This is a genomic window from Bartonella sp. CM120XJJH (genome assembly GCF_042194715.1).
Lineage (GTDB): Bacteria > Pseudomonadota > Alphaproteobacteria > Rhizobiales > Rhizobiaceae > Bartonella.
Map to the genome: position 1 here is coordinate 42512 of NZ_JBHINE010000008.1, position 24221 is coordinate 66732.

Here is a 24221-nt window from a genome sequence, read left to right on the forward strand (position 1 = left end):
ATATGCATATTTTCTAGAAATTAAAAGGTAAGGGAATTGAGAAAAGGAATCCACTATGATTGATAAAAATTATCACACATATGAAGAACGTATGGCCGCAGAAAGAAGAGAGCGTGAACAACGTGTTTCAATCGCTAAGGGTATTTTTGCTATTCTTCTTGCGGTCGTTATTATTTGGTTTATTTTTGGTTTTTTAGGATCTTTTTTTGCAAAATCTCCTGAACATAGTTCGCGTTATAATACTCCAGAGACAAGCCAAAGCGTAACAACGCCCAAAAAAGATTTAAATTCGCTTCCTTCTGTACCTTATACGTATAAGGGTACGGAGTGATTTTTTCATAAATATAATCTTTTAGATAGAATGAAAATCGACGTAGATTAAAGAATAAAGTAAAGTTAGCACAAAGACATAAAAAAGATTGGACGATTTTAACTTCTGAAGTTTTTGATAAGTAATTAAACGGTATGGAAATAAATCATGCAACGGTTGTTAAAACCGTTGCATGATTGGTTTAGCGTGTGATGAAGCAGCTTCCACCAGAGCTTTTAATGGATTCACAAAGGATTATGGCTTCATTACGGTCTTGCGTTTGAATCCGAACACGGTAATAAGTACCTTTTCCTGGTATAAAAGCGGGTTGAATATTTAAAGAACGGGCACCGATAAGGAATCCAAATTTAGATTTCATATTTTTTAAAGAATTTCTAGCTAGCTCATGCGTTGGCTGAGATGCAAGTTGTACGTAATAACTTTCTGAATTTTGTGCTACGACTCTGTTTGGTGATGTGGAGCGAGACGCGGCTGGTGTTTCAACTTGTGTATTTCTTTCTGCATGAGAAGGAATAGGGATAAATTTTTCTTCAATATTTGAGCTAGAAGTATTTTCTGCGATTATTTTATCAATATTATTTTTGAGATCATGATCTCTTTCTTGGTCGTTTATATCAGAATCATGCGACGAAACAAGGAGCGAATCTTGAAGTTCATTAGAATCTTGATCAGTGCTTTCTTCAGATTGAGCAGCAGTTTTGCTCTTTGTTTGATGCGCAGGGGCTAGTGTAACTGTACCATCTTGATTTACAATAACAGTTTGTACTTCTTGCGTGGGAATAGTATGGTTTATGGCTTCTGTGACTGCATCTTCAACATCAGATTCATTTAAAGAAGATGAGGAAATGTTTGAAGATTCTCCAGGATTTAATTCTTTTAAATTTTCAGGTTGTTCAGAGTTATCAATAAGAAATTGTTGTGTATTTTCTTGTTTCTCATTTTGTTCAGTTGTTTGTTTATAGATATCTAAATTATGTGCAACATCCTTTTTCGGTTCAGTTGTTTCTGGTTTGAATTTAAAAGGCCTATTATCAGCGTGGATAATGACCGTTTCTTCATTTTTTTGTGATGGCATAAAAAAGTGAGAATAACCAGCAAACCCAATTCCTATTAAAATAAGTATAAAAATACCTCTAATGAAAGTTTTACCGAAAATAAAACTTTTTAAGGGAGGAGGAGCTGGTGGATGCGTGGAAACTTCATCTGCGCTTGTGTATGATGAATTCTCGCTAAAAGGGGCAAAATCATATTCCGTATTGGCAGAAGACAAATAGTCGGAATTTTGTTCTTTAGAGTTTATGTAAACACCTTCTTTTGAATTTTGCATAGATTGATGAAAAACTTCACTAAAAATCTCATTTTTCTGTTGGTTTTGAGACAAATTATCCGTTGGGACATTTCCTACATTGAGTACATCAGCAAATTCTTCTTCTAAACCACTACTAGTTGGCACATCATATTCTGGCGCTTCATACGGGACTTCTGGAACCATAATAGGGCCAGTTTTTTCTACGATTTCCTCTGAAAATTTATAAGTATCAACATTGGGAGGGGGAGTATCTCTGTGCGTATAGTTGTGGGAAAAAAAGCCATCCGTTTGTTTTGTATTCAAAGAGGGTGACGAGGAAAGAAACGCATCTAAATTGGTTTCATTATATGAAATTTCTCTATTTGGGTTAGAGGTATCTTCGGTGTTATTGATATAATGGGCTTGAGCCTCATTATATATTGGAACTTTTTCGCTATAAGTTTCTTGCTGTGAAGGGCTTTCTTCAAAAGAATGGGGATAATTGGTTGTATGATCTTCTTGTGAATCCCCCTTTAAATAAGAGTGTCTATCAACTGGTGAAGAATCCAAAGGTGAAGAGAAGGTACTTGTTGTTTGATTTCTTGCAGTGTTTTGTCTTTCTAACACAAGATTAGAAGATGAGAAAAACTCATCTTTCTCTGTAGAAGAGGAGGCATCAGGATAATCTTTTTTAATCCAATTTTCTTGATCAGCTGAAATTTTATAGGGATGGTTTATGGGAGTCTCATAGAGGTTTTGATTGTCATCATAAGTTTTTTGTATATTCGTAGTCTCAGGCTGTTGTGAATTTGTTTGTGAAAAACGATAGGTTTGTTCAATAGATTCTGGAATCTCTTTCTTATTTTCGTGTCTTTCAGATTTATCAAAAAAGAAATTTTCTGTTTCTGATTGTGACATAAGATTACTTTTTTCAAGAAAAGGATCAGTACTGCTTGCTGTTGTGTTCTGTTGAGGGGATTGATTCTTTGGGATTGGTAATGGAGAAAGCGCATCTAAAATTTGTTCTTCATCATGACTGCTAGGTGAATAATATTTCTCTTCAGATAAATTATTTCGTTTTGAATGGTTGAAAGAAGCAGTTTGTGCAATATCTGAGGCTGTTGCGTTGCTGGTTGCATGCAAGTCCCATTGTTTTTTTTGATCATCGAACGGTAAGTCATGTGCTAAATTATTTTCAAGTTCCTCTTCTAGAAAGGACAAATCAAAATTATCATCATGGGATGATGTTTCGGGGTGAGATGTTGATCGATCTGTCTGTAAAGAAGATTGCTCATTTTGGTTTCCGCTTTGTTTATGCGGATTAAAAATGCGCGTAAGTCTTTCCAAAGGATCATGGTGTTCATGATCGTGTTTTGTTTCGTGTAGATTTTTGCGATCGTTATCGCTCATAGCTTTTCTCACATGGTGATTTGCATCTGGGTGCAATCAATGGTTGATTTTGATTTGTTATATTAAAATTATAAATTTTCCCCCTCTCATGCAAGGATACATGAAAAAGTTTATCAATAGAGTATCTATTGTATGTATTTATAGAACTTTTTCAACGCATTTCTATTGGTGCCTCGACTCCTATGATGGTAAGTCCTGATGATAAAATATTGATAACAGCTTGTATCAACCCCAATCTTGCAAAGGATAACTCTTTATCATCAGGTTGAATAAAGCGTAAATTGAGACTTTCACTCCCTTTATTCCAATGGGTGTGAAAGCTGGAGGCAAGGTCATAAAGATAAAACGCTAATCGATGCGGTTCCTTATGAATGACGGATTGTTCAATGATACGTGGATATTCAGAAAGTTTGCGTATTAACAATATTTCATGGTCATCTGTTAATCGATGAAGATGGGCGATTAATGTATCATTTGAAAAGCTTTTAATATGAAGCGCTTCTTGTGCTTGACGAAAGACTGAGTGACAACGTGCACTTGCATATTGTACGTAAAAGATGGGGTTATCTTTTGATTGTTCTGTTACTTTTGCAAAATCAAAATCAAGAGGTGCTTCACACTTACGGTATAGCATCATAAAACGCACAGGATCACGCCCAACCTCTTCGACAACATCCCGTAGAGTAACAAAAGATCCTGCTCTTTTTGACATGCGTACAGGATGACCGTTGCGAAAAAGTTTTACCAATTGACATAAGAAGACACTTAATTTAGCTTTATCCCCAGAAACTGCTTTTGCCATTGCCTCTAGCCGCTTTACATAGCCAGCATGGTCTGCGCCTAGAATATAAATCATTTCATCAAAATGACGATTAAATTTATCCCGAAAATAAGCAACATCAGCAGCAAAGTAAGTATAAGAGCCGTCAGATTTGACTAACACACGGTCTTGGTCATCACCGACATTTGTTGAACGGAACAAAGTTTGTTCGCTTGGTTCCCAGTCTTCTGTATTTTGTCCCTTGGGAGGGGGGAGTTTTCCTTTGTAGATATAACCATTTAAAGTGAGATCGTTGATGGTGTTACGAATGGCGCGTGCATTATCTGCATAAAGCATTCGCTCAGAGAAAAAGATATCATGATAAATATTAAGAGCAGCCAAATCTTCGCGAATCATGGACATCATTGCATGAATTGCACGTTCTTTCACAAGAGATAAGGCTTCGTCTTTATCCATCGTGAGGAGTTGGTCACCAAACTCTTGAGCAAGCGATTGACCCAATGGTATCAAGTATTCTCCAGGATAGAGTCCTTCTGGAATTTCATTAATTTCTTGCCCAAGAGCCTCACGATAGCGCAATAGGACAGAGTGGGCGAGGACTTCTATTTGTTGACCAGCATCATTGATATAATATTCTTTCGTAATGTTATAGCCCGTAAATTGCAGCAAATTGGAGAGAACATCCCCAACAACCGCTCCGCGGCAGTGTCCTACATGCATTGGTCCTGTCGGATTTGCTGAGACATATTCAACATTGATGCGTTTTCCTTGTCCCATTGGGATACGACCATAAGAAGTGCCTAATTCAAGCATGGATTTTATAGCATCTTGCCAAAATAATTTTGTAAGCTTTATGTTTATAAAACCAGGACCGGCAACATCTATATTTTCGATAGAGGTATCATTTTTAAGAAGTTCTATGATTTTATCTGCAAGTGCACGTGGATTGATTCCAATAGATTTTGCAAGCACCATAGCAGCATTGGTTGATAAATGACCATGGGAGGAATCACGCGGAGGATCAACAGTGATTTTTGATAAATCTAGATCTTCTCCATTTTTCCCTTTTATATCAGATAATTCAATTGATCTCTTAATTTTTTTTTCGAAGTTTTTAAAGATATTCATATTTAGCTTCCATGATGATGCCAAAAGCCATTAAACGAAATGATCTGTATGGTCAAATAAACGGTGATATTCACGTAGAGCGTAGTGATCCGTCATGCCTGAAAGAAAATCAGCAATCAAACGTGCTAACTCTTGATTTTTTAAGTGCACTGTTTTGCTCTGCCAACTTTCAGGCATTGTATTTGGATTTTCATAATAACAATTGAATAATTTTTGTACAATGCATTTTGCTGCATTGCGACGACTAAGAACTTGTTCATGGTAGTAAAGATTTTTAAATAAAAAGTTTTTTAGTTCTTTTTCATAAACGGTCATTGTTGGTGAAAAGGTGACAATAGTTTGTTTTGCTTGGTGAATATCGTTTATGCTTGTTGGTTTGATGCGTGCTAAATTTTCTTGTGATTGTTTGATAACATCTTCAACCATGGTTGTTATTTGTCTTCGTACAAGTGTGTAACCGCGACGCGCTTGGTCGAGGTGGGGATGCTCATCTGTTATATCTTTTAATATTGCTGCTGTTAGTGAAACATGTTCAAATTGATCGAGTGTTAAAAATTGCGAACGTAGACCATCATCAATATCATGCGCATTGTATGCGATATCATCTGCAATAGCAGCACATTGCGCTTCTAGTCCTGCAAAACAATCGAGTGCAAGGTCTTGCTTTGCATTGTATTGTAAAATATCAATAGGAATCTCCTTATCCTTCGCGTTGGGACCTAAAAGGGGACCATTATGCTTTACAAGTCCTTCAAGGGTTTCCCATGTAAGATTAAGTCCATCAAAGTTTGCATAGCGCTGTTCTAGTTTTGTGACAATGCGTAATGCTTGTGCATTATGATCAAAGCCGCCATAATGTACCATGGCTTCATTAAGAGCATCTTCTCCAGCATGGCCAAAGGGCGTATGTCCAAAGTCGTGAACAAGGGCAATGGCTTCGGCAAGGTCTTCATCAAGACACAGGGCACGGGCTAATGTTCTTGCAATTTGAGAAACCTCTATGGAATGGGTTAGGCGAGTACGATAATGGTCGCTTTCGTCAGCAATAAATACTTGCGTTTTATGTTTAAGACGTCGAAATGCATTAGAATGGATAATACGATCTCTATCTCGTTGAAACGGTGAGCGTGTGGTGCTCATCGTTTCATAGAATAATCGACCACGGCTTGTTTGCGGATGAGCACTGTACACTGCTCGAGATTGGTAATTGAAGTTGATATTGCCTATATCCATTGCAAGCTGCCCATTATCATCTTAAAATTAAGAGTGGTTTATGAAAAATAAACTTCTCTTTGAGTATGGGATACTCTTTCTTGATGGTTTAATGCAAGGATATATAAAATGAATGTGAAAATTTCAGATGCTGCTGCCAAAAAAATTGCACAGATACTTTTGCGTGAACCCGATAAAATAGCATTACGTATTTCTGTTGAAGGTGGTGGGTGTTCAGGTTTTTCTTATAAATATGACTTGGTTTCTGAAATGTGTGAAGATGACCGCGTTCTCAAAAAAGATGGGGCAGTTGTGTTTATTGATTTACTATCACTTCCTTTCATGGAAGGAGCTGAGATTGATTTTGTTGATGATCTTATGGGGCAGTCTTTTCAAATCCACAATCCCAATGCTGTTTCATCATGTGGTTGTGGTGTAAGTTTTTCAATTTAAAATGATGGCTGTGTGATATTGTTTCTTGAAAAAAATATCATGTTGGTCAACAATGTAAAAATGAGTATTCTTATAAAAATAACGCACCGATGTGTATGGTTGTGCGTGGTATTTACTTTATTGACTTGGAGCCACTGTGCTTTTTCTGAAGAAGGAGAAGGAAAAGATCAGCAGCAGGGACAATCAAGGAGTTTTATTGTAAAGTCTCAAGAGCAGGAAAAAGAAAATTTAGCATCTCAAACACAACTCATTTTGAATGCTCGGTTAACAAATAGTCAGCCGAATATTGAAAAAGGGCTTGTCTGGCGGGTTTATGCCCCTATTCTAGGGATTGATAATAAATTACCATTAGTGGCAATCTATAAGGGGGGAAGTGCACGTTTTAATCTCGAACCAGGAAGTTATCTTGTTCATGTCTCATTTGGTCATATGAGTTCTGTACGCCATATTCGCCTAGAAAATGGACAGAGTCTTGTAAAAAACTTTAATCTTGAGGCTGGTGGTGTCATTTTAAATGCAACATTGCTCAATGGTGTAATGAATGAAAAGGAATTACGTTTTACCATTTATGAGGATGAAAAAGAAAATGATGATACGGGGGTGATTTTATCAAATATTAAACCCCAATCAGTTGTGCGTTTAAAAGCTGGCCGCTACCATGTTGCTTCCCATTATGGTTCTATTAATGCGACGGCTCGTTCGGATATTCAAGTGGATGCTGGTAAAATGACAGAAGTTACCCTTGAACATCAGGCCGCTCAGATCGTCTTAAAGCTGGTACGACAAGAAGGAGGGGAAGCGCTTGCAAATACAAGTTGGTCTATTGCCAATGATTCTGGTGATATCGTTTATGAAACAGTTGGTGCTTATGTTTCACTCGTGTTAGCAGAGGGAGAGTATATTGCAATTGCTAAAAATAAAGATAAAATCTATCAAAAAGTTTTTTCAGTCGTTTCTGGTCGTGATGAGGATATAAGTGTGGTGGCGAATGAACAAAATATGCAACGAATTGATGAAGATATGGATTGATCGTTGTTCATGGGGGTAAACTATGATGAGAGACGGGGTATGAGTTTTGATTGAAATTTCAACAGTTGGTGTGTTTTTTGCTGGGGCTCTCTCTTTTTTATCGCCCTGTGTTTTGCCGTTGGTTCCTCCTTATTTATGCTATATGGCAGGTATTGGTATTGATGATTTTCGTTCAGAAAATCACGGTGAGAAAGTCTTTATACGGTGGGCTTTATTGTCTTCTGTTATTGCTTTTGTTCTTGGATTTACGACTGTTTTTGTTGCCTTAGGTGCCAGTGCGAGCACAATTGGGAAATTCATCGGTTATTATCGTGATTGGTTTGCCCTTGCTGCTGGAATTGTCATTATTATTTTTGGTTTAAATTTTTTGGGGATTTTCAAGATCACTTTTTTATTTCGTGAAGCACGTTTTCAGACCAAAAGAACACCTGCTGGTCCTTTAGGGGCGTATATTATTGGTTTAGCTTTTGCCTTTGGTTGGACACCGTGTATTGGGCCCATTTTAGGTCCTATTATAACGCTGGCTGGAACAAAAGAAACTGTGGGAGAGGGAGCTATCCTATTAGCGGTTTATGCATTAGGTCTTGCTATTCCTTTTATGTTGGCAGCTTTATTTTCGAGCAGTTTTATGCGATTTTTAGGAGCTTTTCGTATTCATTTAGGAAAAGTTGAAAAAATTATTGGTGTTTTTCTTATTCTTACAGGGATTTTGTTTTTAACAGGCTCTATGCAGGATCTTTCATTTTGGCTTTTAGAACATTATCCTTCGTTGAGTTATATTGAAGATATTCGTTGGCATGATATTATGAATTTTTTTGGATTTTCTCGTTAGTCTTATGTGTTTTTATGGTTAGAAGTTGTCTTTCTATTGTTCTTGCCGCAGGTGAGGGGACGCGCATGAAATCGTCTCTGCCTAAGGTACTTCATAAAATTGCTGGATTGCCTCTTATATGCCATGTTCTAAAACAAATAGAATTGGCAGGCTCTTCACAATTAGCAGTCGTTGTGGGATTTGGTGCTAAGGAGGTTACGCACGTTGTTCAGTCATTTGTAAAAGATGTGATGATTTTTGAACAAAAAGAGCGTTTAGGAACAGCCCATGCTGTTTTGTCTGCTCGTTCAGCTTTGCAAAAGGAAGTGGATGATGTTCTCATTGTTTTTGGGGATACGCCTCTCATTCAGCAAGATTCATTGCACCAGATGCGTGCACAGCTTGCTGATGGAGCAGATGTTGTTTTTGCAGGTTTTCATACCCAAAATCCAACAGGTTATGGGCGTCTCCTTGAAAAAAATGGTCAATTGATTGCAATTGTAGAAGAAAAAGACGCTAGCGATGAAGAAAAAAAGATTTCTTTTTGTAACGGCGGAATACTCGCTATGCGTGGAAAACATGCACTTTCTCTTTTAGAGAAGGTTGGTAATAACAATGTGAAAAAAGAATATTACTTAACAGACATTGCTTCTCTTGGAACACGCGAAGGATTAGATGTGCGTGTTGTTGAAGTTCCTTTTGAAGATATTGTAGGAATTAACAACGGTCTTGAGCTTTCTGAGGCTGATTCTTTGTGGCAAAAACGTAAAGCGCGCGATTTAATGTTATCGGGTGTTACACTCTTAAAGCCAGAAACACTCTATTTTTCTTATGATACAGAAATTGAACCAGGGGTGGTGATAGAACCAAATGTTTATTTTGGGTTAAGCGTAAAAGTACAATCTGGTGCTGTTATTCATGCATTTAGTTATCTCGAAGGTGCTGTGGTTGGTAGAGATGCACAGATTGGTCCCTATGCACGGTTGCGTCCTGGAACAGAGTTGGCGAAGTCCGTAAAGATTGGAAATTTTTGTGAAGTCAAACAAGCTAAGATAGGAGAATCTTCTAAAATCAATCATTTAAGTTATATTGGTGATGCTGAAATTGGTGCACATACCAATATTGGAGCCGGTACGATTACTTGCAATTATGATGGATTTAACAAATATAAAACCATGATTGGTGATCATGCTTTTGTTGGATCTAATACGGCACTTGTGTCCCCATTGGTAATAGGGGATGGCTCTTATGTTGCTTCAGGAAGTGTTATTACTGAAAATATTCCTATGAACAGTATGGCTTTTGGGCGTGCACGACAGGTTATAAAAGAGGGCTACGCGACAAAATTTCGAGAGCGCTTGTTAGAAAACAAACAGAAAAAATGATTATTTTCAGATTATTCCTTTGTTTCGTGTTAATCTACCGATGGATAGGATGTTTATTCTTAAAGATTGCCGTACTCCATGTTTAAATTATTTTATTATTTATAGTTTTAAATAAAGGCTGTTGGATTATTTTATAAGATTTAAATCTTAAAGATGTGGGTTGGAGCTTTTTAATGTGTGGAATTATTGGAATTCTTGGAAAGAGGTGTGTTACGTCTTCTTTGGTTGAGGGGTTAAAACGTCTTGAATATAGAGGGTATGATTCATCTGGGGTGGCAACGGTCCATAATGGGCATCTTTATCGTGTACGTGCTGAAGGGAAGCTTGTTCATTTAGAAGAAAAATTAAAAAAAACACCTCTGGAGGGAAGTTTAGGGATTGGTCATACCCGTTGGGCTACGCATGGAATTGCTGTTGAACGCAATGCGCATCCCCATGTGACTGAAAAGCTTGCGATTGTTCATAATGGTATTATTGAAAATTTTGTAGAATTGCAAAAGGAACTCATAGAAGATGGTTATATCTTTGAAACAGAGACGGATACGGAAGTTATTGCACATTTAATAACGCGTGCATTAAAAGATGGTCTTTCTCCGCAAGAAGCTATGCGTACCAGTTGGAAAAGACTGCAGGGGGCTTTTGCTATTGTTCTTATTTTCGAAGGTGAAGATAACCTTATGATTGCGGCTCGTTCTGGTCCACCTCTGGCAATTGGTTATGGAAAAGATGAATTTTTTGTGGGGTCAGATGCGATTGCTTTGGCACCATTCGTTGATCATATTAGCTATATGGAAGATGGGGATTGGGCTGTTCTCACACGGGAAGGCGTCACAATTTACGATGTATATAATCAACCGGTAAAACGTCCTGTGACAACATTACTTGAAGAGGCTTTATTGATTTCTAAGGGTAATCATCGCCATTTTATGCACAAGGAAATGTTTGAACAACCTGAAGTGATTTCTCATAATTTGGCGCATTATCTTGATCTTGGAAATTATGCCGTTCGACCTTTTAAGAGTTTGATTGATTGGAAAAATATTCATCGTCTCCTTTTTGCGAGTTGTGGAACGGCTTATTATTCAACCTTAGTTGCGCGCTATTGGTTTGAGAAATTTGCCGCTTTAAGTGTTGATAATGATGTTGCTTCGGAGTTTCGTTATCGTGAACCTCCTATAACATCTGATGTGTTGTCGCTGTTTGTTTCTCAATCAGGTGAGACAGCTGACACATTGGCTTCTTTGCGTTATTGTCGTGAGCGGGGTGTAAAAACAGCAACAATTGTGAATGTAGAGCAATCAACAATGGCAAGGGAGGCTGATTTTATTCTTCCAACACTTGCCGGACCGGAAATTGGTGTTGCTTCAACAAAAGCTTTTACCTGTCAATTGGCAACACTTGCTTCATTAGCACTTAGTGCTGCTAAACAACGTGGTTGTCTCTCGGTTCAAATGGAACAGCAGTTGGTTCAACAGTTGGCAGAAGTTCCACGTATTTTAAACGAGGTCTTAAAATTAGAGAGCAAAATTGAATGTATTTGTCGTAATTTGGTGAATGCAAAAAGTGTTCTTTATCTGGGACGTGGGACTTCTTATCCGATTGCTTTGGAGGGAGCCCTTAAACTGAAAGAGCTTTCTTATATTCATGCTGAAGGTTATGCGGCGGGTGAGTTGAAGCATGGACCAATTGCTCTGGTCGATGAGACAATACCCGTTATTGTTGTTGCACCTTATGATCGGTGGTTTGAAAAAACTTTTTCTAATATGCAAGAAGTGAGTGCGCGTAATGGTCGTATTATTTTAATAACCGATAAAAGGGGAGCAGAAGTAGCTTGTCTTAACACTTTATCAACGATCACTTTGCCAGATGTTCCAGAATTTATTGCTCCTATCATTTATGCACTCCCTGTTCAGTTAATCGCTTATCATACGGCTGTTTTATTAGGAACAGATGTCGATCAACCCCGTAATTTAGCAAAATCAGTCACGGTTGAATAAAAGTATATTTCTGAATCTTTTGGAGAACAATCAAGTGTAAGAAATTGATTTATAATGATAGCTTATTTTTCCACTTTTCTCTGTTGAACGAGGATACCGGAGACAGGATTTTTCGTTCTAAATTCTTTACGATAAAACAAAAAATATTTTCTACCTGTCAAAAAATGGATCAGCTATGTGAATATAATGATAAAATAAGATGCAATATCGCTTCTACTCTTTTCATGCAAGAGTAAATCAGATTGAGAGAAAAGACGCTGTTGTCGATTTGTTACTCTTTCATGAAACATAAAGATGGTAAGGTATTGCGTAGATCATTTATGGGTTACTCTAAGAGAGGAAACCGCATTTGAACAGAGAGGTATTTTTTTTATTAGAGGGTCTTTGTTATCCTGCTCGCAATAGGCGAGCAGCATCGTTGTGTCCGAAAAGGTAAAGGAGCAACCGTAAAGCTTGTCCTTGCTGAGAAGAAAGATGAGGATCACGTTGTAAAAATAAACGTGCATCTTTTCTTGCCATTGACAAAAGATCACTATGAACAGCAAGGTTTGCTATATGAAATTCAGGGACTCCGGATTGTTTTGTACCTAAAAGCTCTCCTTCGCCTCGTAGGCGCCAATCTTCTTCAGCGATTTCAAAACCATCTTCTGTATTGCGGATAATATTAAGGCGTGTTGCTGCTGTTTTAGTCAGTGGATCTTTATAAAGCAAAATGCAGGAAGATTTTTTATCGCCTCGTCCTACACGTCCACGTAATTGGTGCAGTTGTGAAAGGCCAAAATGTTCTGCATGTTCGATGATAATGATCGAAGCATCTGGAATATCTACTCCCACTTCAATAACAGTAGTTGCAACTAAAATACGTGTATTTCCACATTTAAAAGATGCCATAGCGGCTTCTTTTTCTGTTGTAGACATTTTCCCATGGATCATACCAACGTGTGCTCCAAAGCGTTCATGGAGAAATGCAAAGCGGTTTTCAATTGAAGTGAGATCAAGAGCTGTCGATTCCTCCACTAAAGGACAAATCCAATAGAGCTTTTCTCCTTTTTCTAATGCAATTGCGATTCGCTCTATAAGCTCATGAAGACGTTTCAAAGAAAGCATTGCTGTTGTAATGGGTTGTCGTCCCATTGGTTTTTCGGTAATTTTAGATACATCCATATCACCAAAAGCTGTTAAGACAAGTGTGCGCGGAATGGGCGTGGCGGTCATAACCAGCATATCAGGTTTATTGCCTTTTTCTGTAAGAGCAATACGTTGATGGACACCGAAACGGTGTTGTTCATCAATAATAGTTAAGGCAAGATTGTTATAAGTGACGCTGTTTTGTATGAGAGCATGGGTTCCGATGACAATAGAAACATGACCTGATGAAATATCATTCAAGATATGTGTCCGCAATTTTCCTTTTTCTCGTCCTGTTAAAAGAGTTGTTTGTAATCCGACCTTTTCGGCAAGAGGAGCAATGGTGGCAAAATGTTGCCTAGCAAGTACTTCGGTTGGTGCCATTAAAGCTGATTGTCCTGAATTTTCAGCAATTTGTGCCATTGCCATCAATGCAACAACAGTTTTTCCTGCGCCTACATCACCTTGAAGCAGTCTTAGCATCGGTTCTGATGAAGCAAGATCATTTGCGATATCTTCTACTGCTTTTTTTTGTCCGGTTGTGAGTTGAAAGGGGAGGACATTAAGCAATTTTTTAGTATAAATTCCTGTTGAGGGTCGAGAAGTGCTAACAAGAGATTTGGTTTTCAAACGCACGAGTCCTAGCGCCAATTGACAAGCGAGCAATTCATCATAGGCAAGACGTTTGCGTGCTGTACTTTCTAAGGATAGATCATCGGGATTAATGGGCGCATGGATACGGTGTAAAGCAACAGAAAAAGAAGAAAAATTTTGCTGCTTTTTCACATTTTCATCTATCCATTCTGGGAGGAGAGGAATAAAATCAAGAGCGTTTTGTATGGCGCGTCTTAGTGTTTTTGCAGCTAGTCCTGCAGTAGAGGGATAGACAGGTTCGATGAGAGGAATCTGATTTGATTGTTCGCTTGGAGCAATATAGTCGGGATGCGCCATTGAAAATTGTCCATTAAACCATTCAACTTTTCCTGATACAGTGACTTTTTTTCCTTTGGGGAGTTGTTTTTTTAGCCAAAGAGGTTGAGCGTGAAAAAAGACTAAATTTATTTTTCCTGTTTGATCATGGGCAATAACACGATAGGGGATTTTGTTGTGACCACGGGGCGGTGGTTGATGTTGATCGATGATAATTTCGAGCGTAACAGTGTCTCCTTCTTTTACACAAGCAATGCTGGGACATATTCTGCGGTCTATGACGGAATGAGGCATTAATTGAAGAAGATCAATAAGGGTTGCTTCGCGTTGTGTAGGATTAACATTTAAGAGTTTGGTCAGTAAACCATAGGTTTTAGGTGTAATACCAGAAAGAGTTCGAATAGAATTAAAAAGAGGGGTAAGAAGATTTGGAGGCATGAGCAAATTTAACCTGCTCTTTTTGTTTTTTCTAGACCTTTAGAAGAGCTTTTTGGGGATAAAGTCATAAAGAGGAGGTTTCTTTATTTACACATTGAATTTTAGGAAGAAAAATTAATATTTAAAGATAAATACAATAAAAGGGTGTAAAAATTAAAGTGCTTAGATGAGGTATATTATTTTTCTTTTTATTTTAGGTATTTATTTGCTGTGAATAGAAGCCTTTTCTTGATAGAACTCTCTTATAAATATTAATAAAATTGGGATATTGCTTCTATGTAGGATGATGAACTTATAGCTTTAAAGTTATGATAAAAAGGAGTTTTTTCTTTTATAAGGGATGCTGTTTGGCATTTATTTTGTAGTGGGAAATTGTGAGAGTGGTAAAAAATAAAAATAAAATGCAAGAGAACAAAAATTCTCTTCCTCGCTTTATTCATTTGAGAGTGCATTCAGCTTATTCTTTACTCGAAGGGGCTTTAAAAATCCCTCAAATTATTCAACAAGCGATTTCAGATCATGCACCAGCGGTTGCTATTACCGATACCAATAATTTATTTGGTGCTTTGGAATTTTCGCAGCATTGTCTTTCTCATGGGGTTCAACCTATTATTGGTTGTCAGCTTGCTGTTGATTTTTGTGATGAAAATGATCATTCAGGTTTGGTTAAATGGCGTAATTCTTCTAATTTTTGCTCTATTGTTCTTTTGGCTGCGAGCAAAACCGGTTATGCTCATTTGGTTCGTCTTGTCAGCCGTGCTTATCTTGATAAATGTGATACTGATCCTCCTCATATTAAAGCTAATTGGTTGTCGGCACACAGTGAAGGAATAATTGCTTTAACGGGAGGCAAGGGAGGGCCTATTAATCTTTCTTTGGCGGAAGAGAAAAAAGAACATGCTGTTGAGCGCTTAATTTATTTGAAAAAATCTTTTGCTGATCGTCTTTATGTGGAATTACAACGGCATGGCTCTTATGATCGGAGAGTAGAGGCTGATCTTATTGAATTGGCTTATGCACATGAAATTCCTCTTGTTGCGACAAATGAAGCCTTTTTTCTGAAGAGAGAGGGGTATGAAGCGCATGATGCGCTGATGGCTGTTTCAGAAGGACAAATAGTCTCTAATCCAGATCGTAAACGTGTGACGCCAGATCATTATTTGAAGTCACAAGATGAAATGCTTACACTGTTTTCGGATCTTCCAGAAGCTTTAGAAAATAGTGTTGAAATTGCATTGCGTTGCCATATTGCCACACCTCTTCGAAAACCGATATTGCCTCGTTTTATAGAACAATCTGCTAATTCAGAAAATACTTTGGAAGTAGAAGATAGTGAGTTGTTAAATCAGGCTAAAGCTGGTTTGAAGATGCGGCTTGAAACAATTGGATTGGCTGAAGGGTATACGATTGCAGATTATGAGCAGCGACTTGATTATGAAATTTCAGTTATTACACGTATGCAATTTTCGGGATATTTTCTTATCGTTTCAGATTTCATAAAATGGGCAAAGGTTCATGATATTCCCGTTGGACCAGGACGGGGTTCTGGTGCTGGTTCACTTGTTGCTTATGCATTGACGATTACTGATGTTGATCCCTTGCGTTTTTCTCTTCTCTTTGAACGTTTTCTCAACCCAGATCGTGTTTCGATGCCAGATTTTGATATCGATTTTTGTCAAGAGCGGCGCGAAGAAGTTATTCAATATGTTCAAAAAAAATATGGACGTGATCAAGTTGCTCAAATTATTACCTTTGGTAAGTTACAGGCACGTGCGGTTTTGCGTGATGTGGGGCGTGTTTTAGAAGTTCCTTATCGTCAGGTGGATTATCTTACAAAATTAATTCCTGCTACGCCAGGAAGTCAAGTAGAATTGGCTGATGCTATTAAGGATGAACCTAAATTTGAAGAGGAAAAGAAAAAAGATCCGGTTGTTGGACGCGCATTAGATATAGCACTTCAGTTGGAGGGACTTTATCGTCATGCTTCGACTCATGCTGCTGGGATTGTTATTGGAGATCGTCCGCTTTGGGAGCTTGTCCCGATGTATCGTGATCCTCGTTCTGATATGCCTGTTACACAATTTAATATGAAATATGTTGAACAGGCGGGACTGGTAAAATTTGATTTTCTTGGATTAAAAACGCTTACTGTTTTGAAAATGGCAGTCGATTTTGTTGCCAGAAAGGGGATTAAAATAGATTTATCAAATATTCCTCTGAATGATGAAACAACCTACGCTATGATGGCACGTGGTGAAACGGTTGGTGTGTTTCAGGTGGAAAGTTCTGGTATGCGCAAGGCGTTGATTGGAATGAAGCCAGACCGTATTGAAGATATCATTGCGCTGGTCGCACTTTATCGTCCAGGTCCAATGGAAAATATTCCAACCTATAATGCACGCAAACATGGGGAAGAGGAAATTGCTTCTATTCATCCTAAAATAGACCATCTAATTAAAGAAACACAAGGTGTTATTGTCTATCAAGAACAGGTGATGCAGATTGCTCAGGTGCTTGCTGGCTATTCGCTTGGAGAAGCCGATTTATTACGTCGTGCTATGGGGAAAAAAATTCATGCTGAAATGCAAAAACAGCGTACGCGTTTTGTCAATGGAGCTGTTGCTGGTGGTGTTGATAAAGATCAAGCTGATATTATCTTTGATCTTTTAGCAAAATTTGCCGATTATGGTTTTAATAAATCGCACGCTGCTGCTTATGCAATTGTTTCTTACCAAACAGCTTATATGAAAGCAAACTATCCCGTTGAGTTTTTAGCTGCTTCAATGACATATGATATGACGAATACAGATAAACTTAATGATTTTCGGCGTGAAGCATTAAGGCTTGGTATTGAAGTTATTGCACCTTCTATACAAACATCTCATCGTGTTTTTGAGGTTGGTGATAACTGTATTTATTATTCTCTTGCTGCCATTAAAGGTGTGGGAGAAACCGTTGTGGATCATATTGTTGCTTGTCGTGGAAATAAGATTTTTAAGGATCTGGAGGATTTTTGTGCGCGTGTTGATCCTCGTATTGTTAATAAGCGTGCGATGGAAAGTTTAGTTTGTGCTGGTGCTTTTGATTGTTTTAACATTGCACGTGAGGTTTTATTAGCCAATCTTGGAACCCTTCATGCGCGTGCACTTCGTATTCTCGATGACAATTCTAGCGGGCAGGTTGATATATTTGGAATGGCAGGCGGATTAAAAGAACCATTGATTTTATCGCAAACAACCCCTTGGTTGCCGGCTGAGAAACTTTATCGAGAATTTCAAGCTATAGGTTTTTACTTTTCTGCTCATCCATTAGATGAATATCAAGCTATTTTGGACAAAAAACGCGTTCAGACTTGGGTTAATTTTGCCAATGCCGTTAAAGGAGGAGCAACGGCTGCACGGCTTGCTGGAACTGTTGTGGCAAAAAACGTGCGCAAAACAAAATCTGGTAAAAAAATGGGAATTATTCATTTTTCTGATACAAGTGGACAATATGAAGCAGTTCTCTTTTCTGAGGCACTATCGGATTATGAAGAGATGTTAGAACCCGGAAAATCTTTTATTATTACGGTGAGTGCAGAAAATCGTTCTGAAGGAGTTAGTTTGCGAATTGAAACAATTCAGTCTTTGGAAAATGAATCATTACAACAGCATAAAATGATGCGTCTCTTTATAAAAACAGTTGATATGCTTCCACAAATTGAACAAAATTTAAATCTTGGGGGGAATGGAGAGGTTGGGCTTATTTTAATTCAAGAGGATGGATTGCGAGAAGTCGAAATTGCGCTTCCTAAGCGATATAAGGTAAATTCACATGTCGCAAATGCTATGAAATTAATTCAGGGTGTTGTTGATGTAGAACTGAGTTAAAGAAAGATTAAAGATGGGAGCTGATTTTGAGTGGTGTTTTTGCTTTTAGGAGCGTTAAAAATTGAGCTTTTAAAATCGGATTGTAGGTTTCGAAAAATATTGCTTTTATTTGAGTAAATTATGATATTTTTTTAGTGTCATAAAATTAAAAAGATTTCTTTCTTTCGTAATATTCAAATTACTGGAAGAATTTTATAAGTTTTTATCATTATTTTTTATGGAATTCATCGCATCATACATATAAAGCCAATTGAGATCTGACATAATGCTCTCTGGTGTCCGAATTTTCATCATGAGATTGCGTGCAATTGCTATAGGACCGGTTGCGTGATAGGCTAATCTGTTGAAATCTCCGCGTTTTTTTACTGCTACAATACGGGGGGTGCGTGTTGTTTCGTAAAGCGAAAGTGCTTTCATTAATGAAAAATCTTTCAATGAAAGTGCTTCAGCTAATGTAGCAGCATCTTCGATTGCCATAGCGGCCCCTTGAGCTGCAAAAGGTAAGGCAGCATGTGCGCAATCGCCAACAAATACTTGTCTCTCTAAGCCGATAAAACGATTTTGTTTCATTTGAAAGAGTGGCCAATAACTCCATTCATCAATATGGTCAAAGATTTGTAAGATTTTTGAATTCCAACCTTTAAAAAGAGATTTGAGTTTTTCTTTATCTCCTTTATGAGCCCATCCTTCTTTTGAATTTTCTCCATTTGTGATGGCGACAAAATTAAAAATTTTTTCTGACGATTGAATGGGGTAGACAACAAGATGATTTTTGGGTCCCATCCAAGCCGTAATTGTCTTCATATTTTGCAATGAAGAACGAAAGTTTTGAGGAAGATTGTCAAATGTTGTTGTTGCACGCCAAGCAATAAAGCCACTAAAATTTGCTTTTTCATGAAAAGGAGATTGTTGCCTTAATGTTGACCAAACGCCATCACATGCGATCAGGAGGGGCGTTGAATGAAGCTGTTCTGTTACCGTATCTGTTTTTATGGTCGTGATTTTAATGTTGCTTGCAGATTGGGTAGAAGACACAATCGTTTCGCCTGCTTTGTATTTGATCAAAGGATTTTCAATCACTGCATTATATAAAATTTTTTGTAAAGCCGCGCGGTGAATCGTCATATAAGGGGCTTTCCAATATTTTTCTGTTAGATTAATAAGATGAGCCCGTAGATGTATTTTTAGAGATAATCCATCTTTTAACTCAAGAAAATGCGGGATTGTCGCGACTTCAGTGAGTTTGTTAAGAAGTTCCCAGCGAGCAAGAATAGATGTTGCATTTGGTGTCAGTTGAATACCAGCTCCTATTGTTTCAAGTTGCTTACACTTTTCGATAATGGTGCTTGCAATTCCTTTATGAGCGAGTGCTAAAGCGGTGCTTAAACCAGCAATTCCTCCTCCAACAATGATGGGTGATTGTTCCACAAATGATTTCATATTAAAGCAGAGTTAAAAGAGCGGTTATTAAGAAAGCCAAAAAACGCAATTATAATAGCTTTTCTGGATGATATAAGCATCCTGTTGGATTTGTTTGATCGTATGATAACGAGGGAACATAACGATAAAGGGTTGAGCAGTAGGGGCAAATTTTCTCATCTGCTGTTCCCATGTCGATAAAGATATGAGGATGATCGAATGGTTGTGTAGCACCTACACACATAAATTCTTTCACACCAATTTCGATTGTTTTATATCCAAGGTCATTTTGGAAATGGGGAATGTTATGATCAGCCATGGCGTACAAACTCCAGAATAAATTGTCTCATCAGCTATAATTGGGCTCTTCTATTTTATAGGCGTGAGTTTGTAATAAAGCTTATAATAATGCAAGCTGCTTTTTAAGACAAATTTCTCCCCCTTTATGCTATATTAAAATAATAGTCAGATTTTTAGCACTTTGCGCATAGAAATAATTCCAAGTATTTTTAAATATTAAATGGAAAAATGATGAGGAAAGTTAGGCATTGATATATTATCATAATGATAACATATTATAAAATGTTATGTGAGATATTTTGTCAAGGATTTTAGAAAATATAAAAGAAAATTATTTAGGATATATGGAACAGAGGGTGGTAGATAAAATTTCTATATCGAATATAACAATGAAAAATCCGGTACGGTTTATTAATCGTGAGTTTTCATGGCTACAATTTAATAATCGTGTTTTGATGGAAGCGGCTAATTCAAAACATCCTTTATTAGAACGTCTACAATTTCTTTCTATTTCAGCTGCAAATCTTGATGAGTTTTTTATGGTTCGTGTTGCAGGGCTAGCAGCTCAAATTCGTGCTCGCGTTACAACGTGCAGTGCAGATGGGCACACTCCACAGGAACAACTTGATATTGTATTAGCTGAAATTTCAAAGCTGCAGGCTCACCAACTACGAGAATTGAACGTTTTACGTGATGAATTAAAAAAGAATGATATTGAAATTATTTGTTCTGATGATCTTTCAGAAATTGAAAAATCATGGCTTGAAAAATATTTTCTTGAGACAATTTTGCCTGTTTTAAAACCTTTGCCTGTTGATTCTACTTATCCTTTTCCATTTATTCCTAATTTAGGGCTTTCTATTGCGCTTCAATTGTCTGGAGAAACTGATCAGAACTCTCACATAGTGTTGTTGTCTATTTCAATGCTTTTGAGGCGTTTTATTCTTCTTCCTCAAGAGGGTAATCATTTTCGTTTTATTGCATCTGAAGATGTTATTGGCCTTTTTATTAAACATGTATTTCCTAACTATGAGGTTACAGGACTTGGTGTATTTAGAGTAATCCGAGATAGTGATATTGAAGTAGAAGAAGAAGCTGAGGATCTTGTTCATTTTTTTGAAACTGCTCTCAAAAGGCGGCGCCGTGGGCAAGTTATTCGAGTTGAGTTTGATGCAAAAATGCCAGAGAGTTTACGCCAATTTATAGCGAATAGTCTCGCTGTTCCTGATAATTGTATTAATGTTCTTGATGGATTTTTAGCGCTTAATACGGTATCAGAAATTGTTTCTATTCCTCGTGATGATCTCAAATTTATTCCTTATATTTCTCGTGTTCCCGAATGTATTCGTGAACATAAAGGGGATTGTTTTGCGGCTATTCGTGAAAATGATATTGTGATTCATCACCCCTATGAGACATTTGATGTTGTTGTCCAATTTTTACGTCAAGCTGCTTGCGATCCTGATGTTGTGGAAATCAAACAAACACTTTATCGTACATCAAATGATAGCCCAATTGTTAGCGCTTTGATTGAAGCAGCTGAACAGGGAAAGTCTGTGACTGCTTTGGTAGAACTTAAAGCACGTTTTGATGAGGAAGCAAATATTCGTTGGGCGCGGGATCTTGAATGTGCTGGGGTTCAAGTTATTTTTGGTTTTATTGCATTAAAAACTCATGCTAAGATGTCATTGGTTGTGAGACGTGAGGGAAAATGTCTTTGCTCTTATGTTCATCTTGGAACAGGAAATTATCATCCCATTAACGCTAAAACTTATACCGATCTTTCTTTTTTTTCCACGGATGATGATATCGCTCATGATGTTGCGTTATTGTTCAATTATATTGCGCAATATGAGCGTCCAAATGAAACAATGAAGATTGCTTTTTCACCCTTAACATTGCGTGGTCGTATCTTAGAGCATATTGAGGGAGAAATTGTTCATGCACAACAGGGAAGGTTTGCTGCTATTTGGATGAAAGTTAATGCATTGGTTGATCCTGAAATTATTGATGCTTTATATCGTGCTAGTCAAGCAGGGGTGCAAATTGATTTGGTTGTGCGGGGGATATGTTGTTTACGTCCTCGTATTCTAGGAATTTCAGATAATATTCGTGTAAAATCAATTGTCGGGCGTTTTCTTGAACATAGTCGCATTTTTTGTTTTGGGAATGGACAAGATTTGCCTAATGAAAATGCACTCGTTTACTTGGGCTCTGCTGATATGATGCCTCGTAATCTGGACTATCGTATTGAAATATTGGTTCCAGTTTTTAATAAAATAGTGCGTCAAAAAATTCTTTTACAGATTATGTTGGCTAATATCGTTGATAATCAACAAAGCTTTGATATACTTAAGGATGGAACATCAAAACGTATTACGCCGCAGATAGGTGAAAGTCTATTTAATGCGCAGGAGTATTTTATGGCCAATACAAGTTTTGCAGGGGAAAATGAGTCTTTTGAGTCTTCTGTTTCGCGCTTGGTTGCGTTGCATCGGCAACAAGCCGAAATACATAAAGACTAAAATCCAATGACATATAGAGATGCTCAAGGTCGGTTAAAGGGGTGTAAGCCTGTTGCTGTTATTGACATTGGCTCAAATTCTGTTCGGTTGGTTATTTATGAGGGGCTTGTTCGCTCACCAACAGTTTTATTTAATGAAAAGATTCTTTGTGGTCTCGGTCATGGTGTGGCAAAAACGGGATTTTTAGAAGAACAATCGATGAAAATGGCATTGCAAACACTGAAACGGTTTCGTACGCTTTGTCGACAGATTGGGGCAGATGAGGTCTATACTTTAGCAACAGCAGCAGCACGAGATGCAAAGAATGGCGTAGCATTTATTCAGCATGCTGAAGATATTTTGCAAAATAAAATATATCTTCTCACAGGAAGTGAAGAAGCTATGTATTCAGCATATGGAGTTGTTTCTACTTTTTATCAACCAAAAGGTATTTCTGGAGATCTTGGTGGTGGAAGTCTTGAGCTGATTGATATTGATCATTCTGATGTTGGTGAAGGGATAACTCTCCCATTGGGTGGTTTAAGGTTACAGTATATGTCAAATAATGATAGTGCTGTAGCTACAAAAATTGTACATGAGCAATTTTATAAATCGTCTGTTGTTCGTACTCGTAAAGGTATAGCACGTTATTTTTATGCAGTAGGGGGGACATGGCGTAATTTGGCAAAACTCCATATGGCAATGAAACACTATCGGCTCCCTGTTATGCATGGCTATGAAGTTGAAGCCGTTGAAATGGAGAACTTTTTACGTCTTGTAGCACGTGGCAATATTGATAATATGAGAGGGATTGCAGCGATTTCTCAGAATCGTCGGAAACTTTTATCTTATGGGGCAATCGTTCTTATTGAACTCATTCAGTGTATGGAGTTTGAAAAGATAATTTTTTCTGGTGCTGGCGTTCGTGAAGGTTTTCTTTATTCACGATTGCCGCAAGCAATTCGACTTTCAGATCCTCTCATTGCAGCATGCACAGAAATGGCTATTTTACGGGCACGTTCACCAAAACAAGCAGAAGAACTCATTGATTTTACGACGAATGCTTTTGAAGTTTTTGGAATTTCAGAAACTGAAAATGAATGCCGTTATCGTCAAGCCGCTTGTCTTCTTGCGGATATTGGTTGGCGTATACATCCAGATTATCGAGGTAATGAAGCAGCAAATCAAATAGCCTTAGGATCTTATCCAGGAATTTCTCATGAAGGGCGCCTTTATGCGGCGCTTGCTGTTTTTTTTCGCAATACGAGTTTATTGGTTGATAAAGAATCTCTACCCATTTTTCAATTAGCAACTCAAAATATAATTGAAAAAGCACGTATTCTTGGCGAAACTATGCGTATTGCTCATCTTTTTAGTGCTTCTGTTGCAGGAATTTTACCTCATTTATTGTGGCATAAAAAAGCAGATCATATCATCTTGCAGATCCCAAAGAATTACTCTGGGTTATTAGGAGAACGTCCTCTTGGACGATTACAGAAGTTATCAAAAATAATAAAACAACCTCTCGCTTTTGAAATTTTTTGATTTTTTCCTAATTTATCTGGGTTGTATATCTTATAATAGGGCCATTGACGAGGGATAAACTAGGTAACCTATCATCATGAGCTTGGACAATGGGGCTTGTTCTATAACTTTCATACCAGACATCACGCAAGGCATTGGTAATGTCCTGAGTATTCATAAAAGAAAACATAATTTTTTATTCTGTTATTTGCGTCACAGAATGTGATTTGCACTTCATAAGCTTCATGTGAAAATGAAAAATTTTGTTCATCCTTACGTGACAA

15 protein-coding genes are annotated in these 24221 nt (G+C 37.6%); 9 read left to right on the top strand and 6 right to left on the bottom strand.

Features of this window, described 5'->3' with window-relative positions; translation table 11 throughout:
• The first annotated feature begins 55 nt into the window (after nucleotides 1-55).
• The gene (locus ACFIKU_RS04930; protein WP_273722765.1) at nucleotides 56-331 is read left to right on the top strand and encodes a hypothetical protein; all 276 of its coding nucleotides are present in this window, start codon (nucleotides 56-58) and stop codon (nucleotides 329-331) included.
• A gap of 181 nt (nucleotides 332-512) precedes the next feature.
• Here the strand turns inward: ACFIKU_RS04930 and ACFIKU_RS04935 are convergent, their stop codons facing one another.
• From ACFIKU_RS04935 to ACFIKU_RS04945, 3 genes are all read right to left on the bottom strand, one after another.
• Nucleotides 513-3029, bottom strand: a complete 2517-nt coding sequence (locus ACFIKU_RS04935) for an SPOR domain-containing protein (RefSeq protein ID WP_375656861.1) — start codon at nucleotides 3027-3029, stop codon at nucleotides 513-515.
• A gap of 151 nt (nucleotides 3030-3180) precedes the next feature.
• Entirely contained in the window at nucleotides 3181-4938 is a 1758-nt protein-coding gene (argS, locus tag ACFIKU_RS04940; RefSeq protein ID WP_375642435.1) for an arginine--tRNA ligase, read from the bottom strand.
• Nucleotides 4939-4968: 30 nt separating this feature from the next.
• Complete coding sequence (locus ACFIKU_RS04945; protein WP_375642434.1) at nucleotides 4969-6171, bottom strand: deoxyguanosinetriphosphate triphosphohydrolase; 1203 nt, start codon at nucleotides 6169-6171, stop codon at nucleotides 4969-4971.
• Nucleotides 6172-6279: 108 nt separating this feature from the next.
• Here ACFIKU_RS04945 and ACFIKU_RS04950 point away from each other — a divergent pair, with 108 nt between their 5' ends.
• The 5 genes from ACFIKU_RS04950 (at nucleotide 6280) to glmS (ending at nucleotide 11825) form a co-directional block, all read left to right on the top strand.
• A complete protein-coding gene (locus tag ACFIKU_RS04950; RefSeq protein ID WP_375642433.1) occupies nucleotides 6280-6603 on the top strand; it encodes a HesB/IscA family protein in 324 nt (107 codons plus the stop codon).
• Between the two features lie 39 nt (nucleotides 6604-6642).
• On the top strand, nucleotides 6643-7632 hold the full coding sequence (locus ACFIKU_RS04955) for a carboxypeptidase regulatory-like domain-containing protein (RefSeq protein ID WP_375656883.1): 990 nt from the start codon (nucleotides 6643-6645) through the stop codon (nucleotides 7630-7632).
• A 46-nt stretch (nucleotides 7633-7678) separates the two neighbouring features.
• The gene (locus ACFIKU_RS04960) at nucleotides 7679-8464 is read left to right on the top strand and encodes a cytochrome c biogenesis CcdA family protein (protein WP_375642432.1); all 786 of its coding nucleotides are present in this window, start codon (nucleotides 7679-7681) and stop codon (nucleotides 8462-8464) included.
• Between the two features lie 14 nt (nucleotides 8465-8478).
• On the top strand, nucleotides 8479-9828 hold the full coding sequence (gene glmU, locus ACFIKU_RS04965) for a bifunctional UDP-N-acetylglucosamine diphosphorylase/glucosamine-1-phosphate N-acetyltransferase GlmU (RefSeq protein WP_375656862.1): 1350 nt from the start codon (nucleotides 8479-8481) through the stop codon (nucleotides 9826-9828).
• Between the two features lie 173 nt (nucleotides 9829-10001).
• Nucleotides 10002-11825, top strand: coding sequence for a glutamine--fructose-6-phosphate transaminase (isomerizing) (gene glmS / locus ACFIKU_RS04970; RefSeq protein WP_375656863.1), 1824 nt, complete (start codon nucleotides 10002-10004; stop codon nucleotides 11823-11825).
• A 387-nt stretch (nucleotides 11826-12212) separates the two neighbouring features.
• On the opposite strand, the gene recG is transcribed toward glmS, so the two are convergent.
• A complete protein-coding gene (gene recG, locus ACFIKU_RS04975) occupies nucleotides 12213-14321 on the bottom strand; it encodes an ATP-dependent DNA helicase RecG (RefSeq protein ID WP_375656864.1) in 2109 nt (702 codons plus the stop codon).
• Between the two features lie 401 nt (nucleotides 14322-14722).
• On the opposite strand from recG, the gene dnaE reads away from it, so the two are divergent.
• Nucleotides 14723-18190 carry a DNA polymerase III subunit alpha gene (gene dnaE / locus ACFIKU_RS04980; protein WP_375656884.1) on the top strand — a complete coding sequence of 1156 codons (3468 nt, stop codon included), beginning with the start codon at nucleotides 14723-14725 and terminating at the stop codon, nucleotides 18188-18190.
• A gap of 192 nt (nucleotides 18191-18382) precedes the next feature.
• Here the strand turns inward: dnaE and ACFIKU_RS04985 are convergent, their stop codons facing one another.
• Both ACFIKU_RS04985 and ACFIKU_RS04990 read right to left on the bottom strand, forming a co-directional pair.
• Nucleotides 18383-19630 carry an FAD-binding protein gene (locus ACFIKU_RS04985; RefSeq protein WP_375642428.1) on the bottom strand — a complete coding sequence of 416 codons (1248 nt, stop codon included), beginning with the start codon at nucleotides 19628-19630 and terminating at the stop codon, nucleotides 18383-18385.
• Nucleotides 19631-19679: 49 nt separating this feature from the next.
• Nucleotides 19680-19928 carry a zinc-finger domain-containing protein gene (locus ACFIKU_RS04990; protein WP_273722745.1) on the bottom strand — a complete coding sequence of 83 codons (249 nt, stop codon included), beginning with the start codon at nucleotides 19926-19928 and terminating at the stop codon, nucleotides 19680-19682.
• Nucleotides 19929-20253: 325 nt separating this feature from the next.
• Between ACFIKU_RS04990 and ACFIKU_RS04995 the strand changes: the two genes are divergently transcribed.
• Both ACFIKU_RS04995 and ppx read left to right on the top strand, forming a co-directional pair.
• Nucleotides 20254-22434 carry an RNA degradosome polyphosphate kinase gene (locus ACFIKU_RS04995; protein WP_375656865.1) on the top strand — a complete coding sequence of 727 codons (2181 nt, stop codon included), beginning with the start codon at nucleotides 20254-20256 and terminating at the stop codon, nucleotides 22432-22434.
• A 6-nt stretch (nucleotides 22435-22440) separates the two neighbouring features.
• A complete protein-coding gene (gene ppx / locus ACFIKU_RS05000) occupies nucleotides 22441-23958 on the top strand; it encodes an exopolyphosphatase (protein ID WP_375656866.1) in 1518 nt (505 codons plus the stop codon).
• The last annotated feature ends 263 nt before the right edge of the window (nucleotides 23959-24221 follow it).